We start from the raw sequence: 15,324 nt of genomic DNA on the forward strand, positions 1-15,324 counted from the left end.
TGAAATATAACTTTACTGCTTTTCAGATTGCCACAGAGTGGTCCCTTTTGACTGGAAGGACGACATAAACTTCTCAATACTGAAGATAGAGGAACCCCGGTCAGGGAGAAATCTGGGTGGGTGGGGGCTGGGTTGAATCAGGCGGGAGGCGATTTTGTTGCCACCAGGCTGCCAAACCCACGGCCCCGCTAACGAGGACGATCGCCAATAAACCTAACAGAATATAGGTCCTGGCCCGAGGCTGTTCCAATTCTGGCGTTGTCAGGGCTTCTTCTGCCTCGGTCATTTCGCCGTAGAGTAAAGCCCTGGAGGCGTCGGACAGAGGGACTTCTCGATTGTCAGGGGCCAGCTTTGACTGCCCCTCATCGACTCCCCGCAGATAGGTTGGAGAGACTCGGCAATAGGTCATCACCACCGTAGTGTTGTCATACCCGTTTTTCTGATTGCCCAATTCCACTAGAGACTGAACGGCCCATTCCAGAGGTAATTTACCTTCCAGGACCGGTTTGGCGTAGGTGGCCCAGGATTCTTCAATCCGGCCATTGTCGCTCAGGCCATCGGAGCAGAGTAACAATAACCCATCTTCTTCCAGGATGAATCGTTGCACAGTTGGATGTAAAAACTCGGCATCCCGAGTCCCTAAGGCCTGGGTCAGGGCTCCCGAATCATGCCGCTGTAACGCATCGCGATAGAGTCCCCGCCCTAGCTTGACTTCTCTGGCTGCAACATCATCATCGACGGTCAGAAGGGTGCACTGATGGGCATTAATCCAGTAGGCACGGCTATCTCCGACATGGGCCAGATAAAGCTCATGGGAGTTATTGAATAAGGCCCCAGAAGCCAGACGCAACTTCTGCGGCAATTGTAGAGCCATAACCAGGGTTGTCCCCATTCGTTGCTTGGCTTCCCGGCCCTGGACATTGTTTTGAGCCGCGATCAGGTTATTGACTACCCGAATAGCGGCCTGGATCTGACCGATGACCAGATCGGGAGGGAGAGGATGATCCGCTTCAGTTGCTTCTGTCAACAGGGCCTGCATCTGAAGCTTGAGCGCCTGCACAGCCAACTGGCTGGCCACTTCTCCCCCCTCATGGCCGCCAATGCCATCGCAGACCATGGTCAGATAGGGGAGCAATTGACCTTCAGCGTCGATCGTAGAATTCTGTAAGTCCTGCAGTGCGGGATAGCACGTATCTTCATTGTGGGACCGCTGAGGACCAGGGTCGGAAAGGGCTGAAACCTGCAATTGTAGGGGAAGTTGAGCAGCCTGTTCCAGGAGTAGATGATTCAACTGAGCCCCGATCGACTGCAACCCTAACTCTGTCTCTTCTAGAGCCTGCATCTGGTGACAAATTTCACGGAGCTGGGTGGCAACAGTAGGCTGGGCTTCTGCCAGCAGGGGAAGCCAGGATTGGGCCAGACCCTGCAGTTTGGCAGGATAGTCACCGGAGTAGGTTGGCAACAAGTCGATCGACCCTGACTCGGTTAGGGGAGAGAGCCCCAACGTGTTATCCGCTTCAGTTTCTTCATCCTCATCCTCCATGGAGGCACTCTCTTCAAAAAAATATGGGGCCTCGGGCGGCTCGGCGGCACAGGGTGTTTCGGGATGGATGGGGTCTACATAGAGTTGATTCAACCGGATCCGCCAGCCTTCAACTCTGATATTTTCGTGAACCAGTAAACTGCCCGCCACACCCAATTGGGCCAGGGGGAACCAGAGCTGCAGAACTTGCCAGAGCCAGTAGACCTGTCGGATGGGTGGGGTTTGCCGCCAAACTTGGGCCAAGGAGGGTAACAGGATGCCCTTGCTATCCAGGGGAATATTTTCCAGCAGTAAGACATTTGCAGCTTTTAATCTGCAGAAGCCAAACACTTCGGGGACGTGTAATCGCTGGGGATAAAGTTGTAAATAGGGGGTGATCGCCTCAGGTAATGGGGTGGGGATAAGTGCTTGTTCTCCGGGTTCGGTATCCAGCCAGATCTGGGGAGCAACCACGTAATAGCGTTCTGCCACAACCTCACCTGCAGGCACCTGAGTTGCTGTGGAACCGCAGGCCCAAAAATAACGATAGGGAAGTCTGGTCTGGCAGGTAGGACAGCTACTGAGGCCGATGGGAGCCAGAGGACTGGGGCACTCCGGATTAGGGCAGCGAATCAGTGGCTGAGAATTGCTCATAGTTGCCATTACACTACAGTTAGACCGAGGGGTAACATACCGGTTTTCTCCAGGTGGAGGTTCATCCCATCCTAACCCCATTTCATCCATGACTATGACGCAGCCCCAGCAGGTACCCACTTCACCACCTCCTGAGCCAGGATGGAGAATTCTACCGATCGGCCTGACGATCTCAGTTTTCTTACATCTGATCCTGAGCTTTGTGCCCTACTTCTTCAAAATTGATATGGACTCGTTTCGGGGCTGGTCCAGCTTGCTGGCTCAGGGGGGCATCCCTGCGTTCTACGGCAGCGGATGGTGTGATTATCCGCCAGGGTATCTCTATGTTCTCTGGCTGACGGGCAAAGTCTACCAACTCTTCGATGCGAATTTAGCTTATACCAGTGGAGCGTTGTTTCAAGCTCTGATCAAGCTAACCCCCAGTCTGGCAGATATTGGCTGTGCCGGATTCATTTTTTTCCTGTTGAAGCCTCTGGTACCGCTGACTGTCGCCCGATGGACAGCCCTGGCTTATGTCTTTAATCCCTTTCCAATCCTGATTTCAACCACCTGGGGGCAAATTGATAGTGTGGCTGCCCTGCTGATGTTGGGGACAATCTGGCTTTTGTTGCAGGGTAAGTTTGTCCGTGCAGCCCTGATTGGGGTGATTGGAGTTTTGGTCAAGCCTCAAGGCTTGTTCCTGGCCCCAGTCTTTTTCCTGTCCCAATGGTTCTATCAACCCTGGTGGAAGTGGGGCGCATCTGTGATAGCTAGTCTGGGTTTAATCTGGGGATTGGTAACTCCCTTTTACTGGGAAGAACGAGATTTTTCTTCTCCGCTGGCAATTCTGCTAAATCCTTACCGCTTCCTGTATGTGCGGATGCTCAATACCGCCAATGGCTATGATTATGCTTCTGTCAATGCCTTTAACCTGTGGGGTTGGGCCAACTGGCAGAAAGATAGCCTGATGGTCCTGGGTCTTAGCTATAAAGTCTGGGGGCTTTTGCTCCTGCTTGGCCTGGTTATTGGAGTGGGGGTATTTTTCTACCGCCAGCGCCAGCCCGCAGCCTTGTTTCTGGGGACTACGATCGTTCTCATCGGGATGTTTATGTTACCCACCCGGATGCATGAACGGTATGTCTTGTATGCCATTCCGTTTCTGGCGCTGACAGCGGCCTGCTATCCCAGATTGCGATTTGTCTATTGGGGATGGACCTTAACGGGCTGTACCAACACGGTCTACGTTCTACTGATGTACAATCACGTACAATTTCTGGATACGGTTCCTGCTACCCTGAAACAGGGTGTGATCACAGGGACAATCCTGGTTAATCTGGTGCTATTTTTGAGTTTGATCGGTTACGCGATCTGGCTACAGTTTTCCCATCCGGATGGATTACCTGCTGATCCGCCAACCCCAGATGCTTTGGTTTAGGTTCAGGTTTCAGGACCAAGCATTGATTCTCTGACTCTCTTGCCGGGGTGTCCTACCATGGTTCGATCGATTTAAGCAGGCAAGCCCTATCAGGAGCCTGCGGGTCTTTTTCATGGCGGCAAAGGGCTTTTTCAGCCCAACTTATCCAGGCATCCCGAAGGTGGTATTATGGCTGACGAAAAGTCTTTGCAGGATCTCCAAGCCCTGATCCAGCGATCTGTAGCCCAGATGGAACCAGCCCATCAAAAGCTGGTCTTAATGTTGCAACCTGCCAGGTTTCAGGGACAGGTTTGGGAAGCCGCTCTCCTGTCTCAAGGGGTCTCAGTCATTTGGGAGCCGGGTTATCTGGACCCAACCCAACTTCTGGATCAGATGAAACAGCAACAACTGAATTTGCCAGATTGTCTCTTAATCGAGACGGAAGTGCTGGGTTCCAATCCCTATGCTTTTTGTCGGTGGTCTCGGGCACAGCATCCAGAAATCAAAGTGGTGCTGATCAGTGCTAACCAGCAAGAAATTTCCTTGCCGGAACATCACTGGGCGGTCTATCAGGGGGCTCAAGATTTGCTCCCTGGCTTCTCGCCAGAAGCACTTATACCAGACATCATGGCTTCTATCAGTCGCCTCCTGACTATTCTTAACTGGCGACCACTACAGCAGTCTGAGCTGGAAACTGCATTGCTCCCCCTGTTACCCCAAAAACCGCAGTCTGAGCCTGCCGCTCTTGAGGCTGCTGCTGCTTCAGTCATATCTCCCAGGGCCGCGACGCTGCTTCCGGCTGACTCCCTGAATTTGAGCAGAACCAATCCAAGATCGGACCCTCCAGCCGCTACAGAACCTGAAAAACCGGCTAAACCTCCCAGGAAGAGAACCTACCGGGGCGTCACGTATTAAGGTTCGGTAACCCGTACAGCCGCAAAAGTTGCGCTCGGTCTCTGGGTCCGTTAAATTAGCACTCAGAGGCTGAGAGTGCTAAGCATCTGCCTGGTAGGTCCACTCGGAACTGCCGGTAAGGCTTCGACACAATATCTGGTGTGGCACAGGTGAATGTTGATCTTTAGCCTCATCAGTAAATGGCTTCACGCCTGATTCACCAGTAGCTGAATTTGTCGCTGCAGAGTGAGCCAGGTCTACAGGGCTAACCCGCCCTGAATTTGGAGATGTTTGAGTTCTCCAAGTTTTCGTGTTGACTGTTTTTTACTCTAACTCGTCTACTTATTCTGGAGTGTATTCGATATGGCAGCTGTTTCTCTGAGCGTTTCGACCGTTAAACCCCTGGGCGATCGCGTTTTCGTCAAGGTCAGTGCTTCGGAGGAGAAGACCGCTGGTGGCATTCTCCTGCCCGATACTGCCAAAGAAAAGCCCCAGGTTGGCGAAATCGCCGCTGTAGGCCCTGGCAGACGCAATGATGATGGCACTCGTCAGGAGCTGGAAGTCAAAGTTGGCGATAAAGTTCTTTACTCCAAGTACGCTGGCACGGATATTAAGCTCGGCACTGATGAGTACGTCCTGTTGTCCGAGAAGGACATTCTGGCTGTAGTTGCTTAAATCGTCAGTTGTCATTTGTCACCTGTCATTTGATGAGTTGTGTACCAATGACCGATGACTGATGACAAATGACCAATCTCTTACACTCTGTACCCTACACAAATTAATTTCGGACACCTATGGCAAAGCGTATTATCTACAACGAAAATGCTCGTCGAGCCCTCGAAAAAGGGATGGACATTCTGGCTGAGGCTGTGGCTGTAACCCTCGGCCCCAAAGGTCGGAACGTGGTTCTGGAGAAGAAGTTTGGTGCTCCCCAAATTGTCAATGACGGAGTCACGATCGCCAAAGAAATTGAATTAGAAGATCACGTCGAGAACACAGGGGTAGCCCTGATCCGTCAGGCGGCTTCCAAGACCAACGACGCTGCGGGTGACGGGACCACCACCGCTACTGTCCTCGCCCATGCCATGGTCAAGGAAGGTCTGCGGAACGTGGCTGCCGGGGCCAATGCGATCGCGCTGAAGCGCGGTATCGATAAGGCCACGACCTTCCTGGTAGGCAAGATTGCCGAGCACGCCCGTCAGGTTGAAGATTCTAAGGCGATCGCTCAGGTTGGTTCTATCTCGGCGGGTAACGACGAGGAAGTAGGCCGCATGATTGCTGAAGCCATGGATAAGGTTGGCAAGGAAGGGGTGATTTCCCTAGAAGAGGGCCGTTCCATGACCACCGAACTGGAGGTCACAGAAGGGATGCGCTTTGATAAAGGTTACATCTCTCCCTACTTCGCAACCGACACCGAGCGGATGGAAGCCGTTCTGGATGAGCCCTTCATCCTGCTAACTGACAAGAAAATTGCCCTAGTGCAGGATTTGGTGCCTGTCCTGGAGCAGGTAGCCCGGGCTGGCCGTCCCCTCGTCATCATCGCTGAGGACATTGAGAAAGAGGCCTTAGCTACCCTGGTGGTCAACCGTCTGCGGGGTGTCTTAAATGTGGCTGCGGTTAAGGCTCCTGGTTTTGGCGATCGTCGCAAAGCCATGCTGGAAGACATCGCTGTGCTAACTGGTGGCCAAGTCATCACCGAAGATGCTGGTCTGAAGCTCGATAACGTCAAGCTGGATGGTCTGGGCAAGGCTCGCCGGATCACCATCACCAAGGACAACACCACGATCGTGGCTGAGGGCAACGAAAAGGCTGTGAAGGCCCGTTGTGAGCAGATTCGCCGTCAAATGGAAGAGACTGACTCCTCCTATGACAAGGAGAAGTTGCAGGAGCGTCTGGCGAAGCTGGCCGGTGGCGTTGCGGTGGTGAAGGTCGGTGCTGCGACTGAGACTGAGATGAAAGACCGCAAGCTGCGCCTGGAAGATGCCATCAACGCAACCAAGGCCGCTGTGGAAGAAGGGATTGTGCCCGGTGGTGGAACGACCCTGGCTCATCTGGGGCCTCAACTGGAGGACTGGGCCAAAGCAAATCTGGTTGGGGAAGCCCTGATTGGTGCCCTGATCGTGGCTCGGGCCTTGGCAGCTCCCCTGAAGCGGATTGCTGAGAATGCCGGTCAAAACGGGGCTGTGATTGCTGAGCGCGTGAAAGAGAAAGACTTTAATGTGGGCTATGACGCAGCCAATGATGTGTTTACGGACATGTTCGAGGCTGGCATTGTTGACCCTGCTAAAGTGACCCGCTCTGCGCTGCAAAACGCTGCCTCGATCGCAGGCATGGTCCTGACCACTGAGTGCATTGTGGTAGACAAGCCTGAGCCCAAGGAAGCTGCCCCTGCGGGTGGTGGCGCTGGCGGCGGCGACTTCGACTACTAATCCAGTTTCCAGTTCAGGCATGCGCCTGAACCATGAGGGGCAATCTCTATCTAGGGGGTTGCCCTTTTTTATGCCCTGCTTTACTGCGTTTTACAACGGTCCTCTCCCGCCTAACCTTGATTTGAGATAATGTGCTGTGTTGCAGCCTTGATTTGCAGCCAGATATCCCGGAGTAGTATCGATGGTTAGAGTCCAGAAGCCTCTCTTAGTTCTTCTTCAAGCCGTTTGTCTATTAGCCCAGGAAGGGGTCGCTGTTGTCTGGCGGCCAAGTTCTCTGTTAGTGACAGCCCTGCTTGCTTTAGGATTTTGTGTCTTGCTGGGGGGGCTGAATCCTCCTTCTGCTCTGGCTGTGGACTACAATAAGGAGTCCCTGGTAGGAGTTGATTTTTCGGGGCGGGTGTTGACAGATGCCAGTTTCACTAAGGCCAACATGCGGGGGAGCAATCTAAGCAATACGGACGTACGAGGGGTCAGTTTCTTTGGGGCCAATCTGGAACGGACAAACTTTCAGGGGGCAAACCTGAGTAACGCCACCTTAGATACCGCCCGAATGGTGAAAGCCAATCTAACCAACGCGATTCTAGAAGGAGCTTTTGCCTTTAATACGAAATTTGATGGGGCGATCATTGATGGGGCTGACTTTACGGATGTCGAACTCCGCAAAGATGCCCAGATGATGCTGTGTCAGGTGGCCCAGGGCAGAAATCCAACCACAGGACGAGAAACTCGGAAAACCCTCTACTGCGATGAGTAAAAGGGACGGTGAACCTGTCAGGTTGATGATCGGCCAAAGCTGAGGGGATCGGGGGTGGTTGGAACGGGCTCCAGAATTGGCACTAACTTCAAGCCATATTCTGCTTCCAAAGAGCCCTTCTTGTAATCCAGGCTCCACAGTTCCAGGGCACAATCGTCGTTTGGATGGACAGCCTTGACCCATAGGTAAAGCTCCCCTTGCTCCGGATGATGTTCGCAGCGAACCTGTTCAATCGCCCCAATTTGTCGCCGATCGAGGGCTACAGCCAGACGGAGAAGAGGATTGAGCTGCTCGACGGCACGGCGATGAAACTTGCTGGTCAGGTTCCGATAGTTATCGTGTTTCTTCTTGGGTGGGCTTTTGCGGTGATAGCGAGCCAGATTGGCGATCGTCTCGATTTCTGTTTCGCTATAACCCAGGAGATCTCCGTGGCGGATGAGATAGTAAGAATGTTTGTGATGGCTGGAGTGGTTGACGTGGTGTCCGCAATTATGCAGGATGGCTGCGGCCCAGAGCAGGTGTCGCTCTTCCGGACCCAAATCGTGCAGGATTCCCTGGGTTTGATCAAACAGACTGAGGGCAAAGATGGCCACCCGTTCGCTGTAGTCCAGATTGACCTGGTATTTTTTCGCAATTCGCATCACACTGCGTTCGCGCACGGAGCTTTGATAGCGTAGTCGATCTTCAATCAGCCCGTGGGCAATCATCCAATCGACTATTACCCCTTCCCGTAAGGCCCGTTCGCAGATGATGAGGGCATCTATCTCCAACAGGATCATGGCCTCCTGCAAGATGAGTGCCCCGGCCAAAATAATTTCCGATCGGCGTTCTGACATGCCAGGGAGAGCCGCTCGTTGGGTGTTATTCAACTTGCGTAGCCGGTTCACAATCTCCCGCAATTCTCGCAAGGTCATCTGGTGGCCCTGGAGTGGGGTAGGAACAAAGCCTAGCTTCTCGCGGGCATGGAGAGTAGCCAGGGTTTCGATCGTGCCGGAGGTGCCGACCAACCGGGGGGATTCTCCGGTTTGTAAATGGGACCTTAGCTCCTCCACCGATCGTTCCAACATGCCCCGGATGTAGGCTTGTAAATACTGAAATTCGCTGCTGCTGATCGGGTCTGTGGTGATGAACTCACTCGTCAGGCGCACGGCTCCAATTTTGGTGCTACTCAGGGTGCGCGGTTCTTGACCATCTCCGAGAATTAACTCCGTGGATCCCCCCCCGATATCAATCACCACATGGGGGTGATGATTAAATTCCATGCCGGACAACACGCCCAGATAGATGCGGCGAGCTTCTTCTGGTCCCGAGATCAGGTCCACCGTTAGTGCCAGCTCAGCCTCTACCTGGGCCAGAAACTCTCGCCCGTTGGCAGCTTCCCGGACTGCGCTGGTGGCAACAGCCAAAATCTGCTCAGCGTTCAAAGTCAGGGCAATTTTCTGGAATCGCTTTAGGGCTGAGATTGCCCGTTGCATGGCTCCCAGGGTTAAGGCTCCCCTTTCTGTCGTGGCCAGGTGAGTTCCTTCTCCCAGACGCACAGTTTCTTTCTCCCGCGCAATAATGGTAAAGGCAGGCAGGGTCGGTTGGATACGCGCTACCACCATGTGGACAGAGTTGGTTCCAATGTCGATTGCGGCCAGAATTCGATCTTGACCTGAGGCAAGACTGACCGGGCTGTTAGTCGGGGCAGGGAGGTTGCGGATTAACGGATTTCTCTCTGAGGCAGCGTCAAGCATTCTGAACCGATCGGAACACGATGACCCAATTCTACTGCGGGTTGGAGCTTCTGCTATGCCCCATTCATTCATGGGACAATAGGAGTCATAGCCAGTCTTTGTAATTAAAGTTTGGACTCATGTTGACCCAGCCTGAACAAAAGCCAGAACCCACCTGGTTGACCATCATCCGTCTGCTTCGCTGGGATAAACCAGAGGGCCGGTTGATCCTGATGATCCCAGCCCTGTGGGCTGTGGTGGTAGCCGCTGATGGCAAGCCGCAACCTTTACTGGTAGCCGTGATTGTTTTGGGTAGTCTGGCAACCAGTGCTGCAGGTTGTGTGGTGAATGATCTGTGGGATCGGGACATTGATCCCCAGGTGCAACGAACCCGAAACCGACCTCTGGCAGCCCGATCGCTGTCTATCACGACCGGGATTGTGGTGGCGCTGGTGGCTTTTGCCTGTGCTTGGGGGCTCTCCCTTTACCTGAATCCCCTCAGTTTTTGGCTTTGTGTGGCAGCAGTCCCTGTGATTGTGTTGTATCCTCTGGCGAAACGGGTGTTCCCGATTCCTCAACTGGTGCTCTCGATCGCCTGGGGATTTGCAGTTCTGATCAGTTGGACAGCGGTAACGGCCCGACTGGAAGTAGCGACCTGGCTCCTTTGGGCGGCAACCATCCTGTGGACCCTGGGTTTTGACACGATTTATGCCATGCCTGATCGGGAGGACGATCGCCGCATTGGGGTACGCTCCAGTGCCCTGTTTTTCGGCCCTTATGCAGCCCTGATGATCGGTAGCTTTTTCTTTGGGACTACCTTTTTCCTGGCCTGGTTAGGGGCATGGTGTCAGCTCCGAGGAGGATTCTGGGTTGCCCTGGCTCTGGCGGCGATCGTCTGGACGCAACAATACCGCAGACTCCGCTCCCATCATGTGCTGCCCATTCAGTATGGCCAGATGTTTCGCCAGAATGTCTGGTTGGGATTCATCCTGCTACTGGGCATGATGCTGGGCTCAATTTTTTAAGCTGCGAAAGATTTATTAAATCTTTAACCTGGGGATGAAGTCCTCCTTTTGATGAAGTTCTGGACTTAGAATCGATCCTAATCCTGATGTCAGTTCAGGAGCAGCCGGGACTCCTCACTCCCCAGATTGGTTATGAAGCTATCAGTTCCTTGTCCATCCTGCTTGACCCCCATGGGAAAAGGGTTTCAGGAGGAGCATTCCCAACTAGCCTGTACCACCTGCGGACGGGCCTACGGTGTCTTATATGGAAAGTTATCTGGCCGATCTTCGATCGCGGAAGCGGTGATTCACCTGACTGCAAAGCTGCCGACGCTCTATAAACGGCACTATGAGTTAAGAATTACCACCCCGGCTCGGAGTCTGAAGGTGCTGAAGTTTTCCGTGGCGGGTAAGGCTGATGAGATTCCGGTGCGTCATGGAGACCTGGTCTCCGTGCTCTACAGCAGTCGTGGCTACGTGCTGGAAAAACTGGTGGGCATCACTAATCACACCACAGGGCGTAGCTATGCACCTCCCTATCCCATTCCCAGTTACAGCCGGGCTCTGGTAACCCGAGGAACCATTCTGGGGCTGGCCTTTCTCAGCCTGATGGCCCTTCAGGTTAATCCACTGCTCATTACAGGATTCCTGTTGGCGATCGGGTTTGTCTGGATGAAAGTCGCTGATGCTGTTAGGATCACGAGTCCACCCCTGCGCCCGCAGGTTCAAGAAGAAGCTCGCCTGATGTTTGACCAGGAACTATTGACTCAGCAGGTTAAAATCGAACGCCGGGTTGAGGAACTGCGTCATGAATATTACACCAACAACAGTGTGATCGGTCAGTTGGAAAAGCTCCAACAGAAGATGGCCACCTTTAGTGAAAGCCTCTATCAAGCCAGAATCAGTCGGATTAATCGAGCGATCGAGGTGCTGAAGCAGCAATCTGGCAGTGCCCAGCGGTTGATCGCCGAATATCGGCAAATGCTGGAGATGATTGAAATTGAAGTAGAAGCCTCTCGGATTACGGAACAGCTCCCCGATGCTGAAGATTTTGCCCGCGCTATTCTGATTCGAATTGAAGAAATCAACGAGACTGAAGCGCAAAATCAGAACCTGAGATTTCAGGTGGAAGCCAATGAAGAGGTCAGAAACCTTCAGCAAAGCTGAAAGCAAACCCTAAACTTGTGCAGTTTCGCAGGCGGCACGATCTTTAAAAATGGGGAAAAGCCGATCCAGTTGGGTCAACTCAAGGATGATGCGAACTGGTGCAGACACGGAGCAAAGATTGAGGGGGCGATTCAGACTTTGGGCCAGACTAAGCGCTGAAACCAAAACCATTAAGCCCGCACTATCCATGGACTCCACCTGACTCATGTCCAGGAGCAGGGCGGTGCTTTCGCCAGAGGAGACAGCCGCAATCAATTGATCGCGAAAGGCATCTGCATGGGCCGCGTTGAGATGACCAGAAAGCTGAACGACTTCGACTTGATGAGGCAATGAGAAAACCTGCATGACTGACTCCGTCCGCTAAACAAATAACCTGTCTGACAATTACACGATACTTCGGAGAACTCTGAGGTGGCTAGGCTTAGTCAGTGATTTCACCGAATCTTCGCTGACTTGGAAAGGCGATTTATATTCCCTTAATACTGTTTTGAGAGATACATTTACGGGAATTGATGAAATTAGCCTTGAGAGACAAGACATAAAAACTCAGAATCAGCCTAAAGGCTGCCGTTTTATCTATTGGAGTGGTAGTAAGGGTAATTCCTGGAAATGCGCTCTCCCAAAGGGTTAACTGACAGAAATGACCTATGGCTGGGTCCTATCAGTTGAACCCCAACTCAATGGATGGCCACACACAAGAGGGTGAGGATACCTGTGACGGTATAAAAGACACCCACAACCTGGGTCTCAGACCAACCTGATAGCTCCAGATGATGATGGAAGGGGGCCATCTTAAACAAGCGCTTTCCCTTACCGTCAGGCCCTTTAGTGGCCTTGTAGTAACCCACCTGGGCAATGACGGATAAGGTTTCAACAAAAAAGATACCGCCAGCAATCAGGAGTGCCCAGAGGGTATTGCTCAGTAAAGCCACCCCAGCCAGCGCACCGCCCAAGGCCAGGGATCCGGTATTCCCCATGAAGACCTGAGCCGGGTTGCGATTATGCACCAGAAAACCCAGGAAAGCACCAGATAGACAGGCAGCAAAAACCATGAGCCCCGGTGCGGCTGGATAGGCCAGAACGCCCAGGCCCAGCAGCACGATCGCCCCTACGCCTGCAGCCAACCCATCAACCCCGTCAGTCAGGTTGGTAGCATTGCTCTCAGCGACAGGAACAAACCAGGCCAATGGCCAGAACAGGAAGCCAAGTGGGAGCAGAAAGCCAAAGGGTAGAGAGACGGTGGTCATTCCCGCTGGCTGGCTCGAGGCCAACCAGATGCAAAACAGGGCTGCTACAGACCACTGGAGCAGCAGCTTTGTCCGGGGTGAAATCCCCTGGTTGGATTTCCGCCAAAGAATTTTAGAGTCATCCAGCCAACCGATCGCGGCATAGGCCAGGGTCATGGCTGATACAGCCATCACTTCTGGGGAGAACCCTGACCAAGAAACGGCTACGGCGATCGCTGGTGGAATGAAGAAAATGCCGCCCATGGTAGGAGTACCAGCTTTCTTCAGATGGGCCTGGGGACCGTCTTCCCGGATTACTTGCCCTGCCTTCAGAGCGCGTAAAATCGGAACTGCCCAGTAACCAATACAGCCTGTCATCAGAGCACAAACCACCAGAGGCAGAGTCAGAGAGGCAAATTGCCCTGCATGACGACCGGTGAACCAGTCAGACATCAGGGCTGTGCTACCAAGACCAAGACAGAGAAGCAGGAACAGGATGGTTCCTGTTAATTTAAGGGTTTTCCCAGGATAAAACTTAGCGTCCACCAGCTTACCACTCACTCCACACCAAGGATTACAAAAGTTTCGTCCTGGCCTGATGCCTGTCAGGACAAAAGTTACGGGTTGTAACTTGTATCTTCAAAGATGAAACATTTCAGAGGCGGTTTATTCCTCTAACTCCAGCACATCGTCATCATCGTCATCATCGAACGCATCCCCATCTTCGCCCGTCATTAGGTTAGAGATTTCCGGATCCTCGTCGTCAAGATAATCAAACTCGCTAGAGTCACGGGCCAGCAATCGGCCTGTAGACTCCAGCCAACTCAGAATAGACGAGTCATGCTCCAGAGGAATGAGTGGAGCTTTTTGAGAGCGGGGCTCCTCCCGTAGCGACGGATTATAAGCAGGGTTGGTCATAATACAAACTTGGATGCAGCAAATTGCAATACATCTACATCTTACGTTGAACTGCCCAGAGTCTATCACTGTCATCGTCGATCGGGAAGTATATTTTCCTGGTTCGCAGGTTTTTTCGCCGCCCCCGTTCCGCTGCCTTAAATTCGCCAATAATTGGAAGGGTAGACTAACATTCAGGCGGTGAAATCATGCTGGGCAAGGCAGAACTGCTGGAAGCGATCGCGGGGAAAAATCGGGGGCTGTTAGCCAATGCAACCGATCGTCAGGCCATTCTGGCTGCGATCGCCCGTCTGGAAGACCATAATCCTAACCCCCAGCCTTTCCAGAGTACCGATCTGTTGAATGGAAACTGGCGCTTGCTCTACACCACCAGTCAAGAACTTCTGAATCTGGACCGATTTCCTTTCCTGAAGTTGGGACAGATTTATCAGTGCATCCGGGTTCCAGAAGCGCAGATTTACAATATTGCAGAAGTATATGGTGTCCCTTATCTGGAGGGTCTGGTTAGTGTGGCAGCCCGATTTCAGGTAATTTCTGCGCAGCGGGTGGAGGTTAAATTTGAGCGGGCGATTCTGGGGTTACAGCGATTCATCGGTTACGCTTCCCCTCAGGATCTGATCCATCAAATTGAGAGCGGCAAGCGGTTTACTGCGATCGACTTCGATATTGTGAATCGGGAGCAACAGGGCTGGCTGGATATCACCTACCTGGATCAAGATCTGAGAATTGGAAGAGGCAATCAGGGAAGTGTCTTTGTTTTGACCAAAGTGATGGTATGACTTCCATCGTTTCAAGAGAGCGCCCATTCCAGGAAAATAGGCTGCCCTTGCTCCACCTTGCCCAAGCGCAGCTCAATCTCCTGGAAACCTGTCCGCGCAAGTTTCAATATATTTTTCTGGATCATGCGGGATCTCTGGTCACTGAGGAGCAGCAGGAACGGTTGACTTGGGGGAGCCGATTCCACCTGTTGATGCAGCAATGGGAACTGGGCCTGCCAGTGGAACCCCTGGTGCTGGAAGATTCAGAGTTGCGACGATGTTTTGAGGCATTACTGGCGGCAGATCCCGAACTGTTCCAGGCTCTGCCCGCTGGAGGGAAAAAAACGCGCTGGAGTGAGCATCGGCGCACCCTGGAATTGCAGGGCTGTTTACTGACCGTGATCTATGACTTGCTGATCCTCCAACCTAAATCTGCCCAGATTTTGGATTGGAAAACCTATCCCAAACCTCACCACCAGACCCAACTGGCTCAAAACTGGCAGACCCGTCTCTATCTGTATGTTCTGGCAGAAACGACGGACTATGCTCCCGAACAGTTGTCGATGACCTACTGGTTTGTTCAATTGGGAGCTGAGGGTGCGTCTTACCCCGAACAGGTCACCTTTCGGTATAGCACGGACTGGCACGAGCAAACTTGCCAAGATTTAAATCGGTTGATGAACAGGCTGCTGAGGTGGATCGATCCAGGACTAGAGCCAGGGCTGGCTTCCCTACTCCTGCCTCAGGTGGCCCCCGAGGAGGGGCTTTGTCTGGCTTGCCCATTCCAGGTGCGTTGTCAGCGAGACCAGAACCAGCCAGGGTCCTCCCCACCGATCGATCTCTGGTTTGACCTGGCAGAGATCGAAGAGGTGGTCCTGTAAACTTACAAT

The 15,324-nt window shown here is 52.9% G+C and carries 14 protein-coding genes; 9 read left to right on the forward strand and 5 right to left on the reverse strand.

Annotated elements, in window-relative coordinates; translation table 11 throughout:
* Window positions 1–100: 100 nt before the first annotated feature.
* The gene (locus BST81_RS07720) at window positions 101–2,176 is read right to left on the reverse strand and encodes a protein phosphatase 2C domain-containing protein (RefSeq protein WP_083636728.1); all 2,076 of its coding nucleotides are present in this window, start codon (window positions 2,174–2,176) and stop codon (window positions 101–103) included.
* Between the two features lie 94 nt (window positions 2,177–2,270).
* On the opposite strand from BST81_RS07720, the gene BST81_RS07725 reads away from it, so the two are divergent.
* From BST81_RS07725 to BST81_RS07745, 5 genes are all read left to right on the forward strand, one after another.
* Entirely contained in the window at window positions 2,271–3,590 is a 1,320-nt protein-coding gene (locus BST81_RS07725) for a hypothetical protein (protein WP_143780259.1), read from the forward strand.
* A gap of 168 nt (window positions 3,591–3,758) precedes the next feature.
* Window positions 3,759–4,484, forward strand: coding sequence for a response regulator (locus tag BST81_RS07730; RefSeq protein ID WP_075597947.1), 726 nt, complete (start codon window positions 3,759–3,761; stop codon window positions 4,482–4,484).
* A 342-nt stretch (window positions 4,485–4,826) separates the two neighbouring features.
* Window positions 4,827–5,138, forward strand: coding sequence for a co-chaperone GroES (gene groES, locus BST81_RS07735; RefSeq protein ID WP_075597948.1), 312 nt, complete (start codon window positions 4,827–4,829; stop codon window positions 5,136–5,138).
* 119 nt (window positions 5,139–5,257) lie between these two features.
* On the forward strand, window positions 5,258–6,892 hold the full coding sequence (gene groL, locus BST81_RS07740; RefSeq protein WP_075597949.1) for a chaperonin GroEL: 1,635 nt from the start codon (window positions 5,258–5,260) through the stop codon (window positions 6,890–6,892).
* A gap of 181 nt (window positions 6,893–7,073) precedes the next feature.
* On the forward strand, window positions 7,074–7,646 hold the full coding sequence (locus tag BST81_RS07745) for a pentapeptide repeat-containing protein (RefSeq protein ID WP_083636722.1): 573 nt from the start codon (window positions 7,074–7,076) through the stop codon (window positions 7,644–7,646).
* A 17-nt stretch (window positions 7,647–7,663) separates the two neighbouring features.
* Here BST81_RS07745 and BST81_RS07750 read toward each other — a convergent pair whose 3' ends face one another.
* Entirely contained in the window at window positions 7,664–9,382 is a 1,719-nt protein-coding gene (locus BST81_RS07750; RefSeq protein ID WP_083636723.1) for a Ppx/GppA phosphatase family protein, read from the reverse strand.
* A gap of 119 nt (window positions 9,383–9,501) precedes the next feature.
* Here BST81_RS07750 and BST81_RS07755 point away from each other — a divergent pair, with 119 nt between their 5' ends.
* A complete protein-coding gene (locus BST81_RS07755) occupies window positions 9,502–10,386 on the forward strand; it encodes a 4-hydroxybenzoate solanesyltransferase (protein WP_075597950.1) in 885 nt (294 codons plus the stop codon).
* Window positions 10,387–10,557: 171 nt separating this feature from the next.
* Entirely contained in the window at window positions 10,558–11,532 is a 975-nt protein-coding gene (locus BST81_RS07760) for a hypothetical protein (RefSeq protein WP_075597951.1), read from the forward strand.
* A 9-nt stretch (window positions 11,533–11,541) separates the two neighbouring features.
* Here the strand turns inward: BST81_RS07760 and BST81_RS07765 are convergent, their stop codons facing one another.
* From BST81_RS07765 to BST81_RS07775, 3 genes are all read right to left on the reverse strand, one after another.
* Window positions 11,542–11,877 carry an STAS domain-containing protein gene (locus BST81_RS07765; protein WP_075597952.1) on the reverse strand — a complete coding sequence of 112 codons (336 nt, stop codon included), beginning with the start codon at window positions 11,875–11,877 and terminating at the stop codon, window positions 11,542–11,544.
* Window positions 11,878–12,209: 332 nt separating this feature from the next.
* Entirely contained in the window at window positions 12,210–13,304 is a 1,095-nt protein-coding gene (gene mraY / locus BST81_RS07770; RefSeq protein WP_075598015.1) for a phospho-N-acetylmuramoyl-pentapeptide-transferase, read from the reverse strand.
* Window positions 13,305–13,424: 120 nt separating this feature from the next.
* On the reverse strand, window positions 13,425–13,676 hold the full coding sequence (locus BST81_RS07775; protein WP_075597953.1) for a DUF3134 domain-containing protein: 252 nt from the start codon (window positions 13,674–13,676) through the stop codon (window positions 13,425–13,427).
* 188 nt (window positions 13,677–13,864) lie between these two features.
* Between BST81_RS07775 and BST81_RS07780 the strand changes: the two genes are divergently transcribed.
* Together BST81_RS07780 and BST81_RS07785 are read left to right on the forward strand one after the other, a co-directional pair.
* Window positions 13,865–14,455, forward strand: coding sequence for a PAP/fibrillin family protein (locus BST81_RS07780; protein WP_075597954.1), 591 nt, complete (start codon window positions 13,865–13,867; stop codon window positions 14,453–14,455).
* On the forward strand, window positions 14,452–15,315 hold the full coding sequence (locus tag BST81_RS07785) for a PD-(D/E)XK nuclease family protein (protein ID WP_075597955.1): 864 nt from the start codon (window positions 14,452–14,454) through the stop codon (window positions 15,313–15,315). Before BST81_RS07780 ends, BST81_RS07785 begins: the two co-directional genes overlap by 4 nt.
* Window positions 15,316–15,324 lie beyond the last annotated feature (9 nt).

Origin of the sequence: Leptolyngbya sp. 'hensonii' (assembly GCF_001939115.1) — a bacterium.
Lineage (GTDB): Bacteria > Cyanobacteriota > Cyanobacteriia.

Excerpts from the sequence above, each read along its gene's own strand:
- BST81_RS07720 (WP_083636728.1), bottom strand. The coding sequence starts at position 2,176 with ATGAGCAATTCTCAGCCACTGATTCGCTGCCCTAATCCGGAGTGCCCC.
- BST81_RS07725 (WP_143780259.1), top strand. The coding sequence starts at position 2,271 with ATGACGCAGCCCCAGCAGGTACCCACTTCACCACCTCCTGAGCCAGGA.
- BST81_RS07730 (WP_075597947.1), top strand. The coding sequence starts at position 3,759 with ATGGCTGACGAAAAGTCTTTGCAGGATCTCCAAGCCCTGATCCAGCGA.
- groES (WP_075597948.1), top strand. The coding sequence starts at position 4,827 with ATGGCAGCTGTTTCTCTGAGCGTTTCGACCGTTAAACCCCTGGGCGAT.
- groL (WP_075597949.1), top strand. The coding sequence starts at position 5,258 with ATGGCAAAGCGTATTATCTACAACGAAAATGCTCGTCGAGCCCTCGAA.
- BST81_RS07745 (WP_083636722.1), top strand. The coding sequence starts at position 7,074 with ATGGTTAGAGTCCAGAAGCCTCTCTTAGTTCTTCTTCAAGCCGTTTGT.
- BST81_RS07750 (WP_083636723.1), bottom strand. The coding sequence starts at position 9,382 with ATGCTTGACGCTGCCTCAGAGAGAAATCCGTTAATCCGCAACCTCCCT.
- BST81_RS07755 (WP_075597950.1), top strand. The coding sequence starts at position 9,502 with ATGTTGACCCAGCCTGAACAAAAGCCAGAACCCACCTGGTTGACCATC.
- BST81_RS07760 (WP_075597951.1), top strand. The coding sequence starts at position 10,558 with ATGGGAAAAGGGTTTCAGGAGGAGCATTCCCAACTAGCCTGTACCACC.
- BST81_RS07765 (WP_075597952.1), bottom strand. The coding sequence starts at position 11,877 with ATGCAGGTTTTCTCATTGCCTCATCAAGTCGAAGTCGTTCAGCTTTCT.
- BST81_RS07775 (WP_075597953.1), bottom strand. The coding sequence starts at position 13,676 with ATGACCAACCCTGCTTATAATCCGTCGCTACGGGAGGAGCCCCGCTCT.
- BST81_RS07780 (WP_075597954.1), top strand. The coding sequence starts at position 13,865 with ATGCTGGGCAAGGCAGAACTGCTGGAAGCGATCGCGGGGAAAAATCGG.
- BST81_RS07785 (WP_075597955.1), top strand. The coding sequence starts at position 14,452 with ATGACTTCCATCGTTTCAAGAGAGCGCCCATTCCAGGAAAATAGGCTG.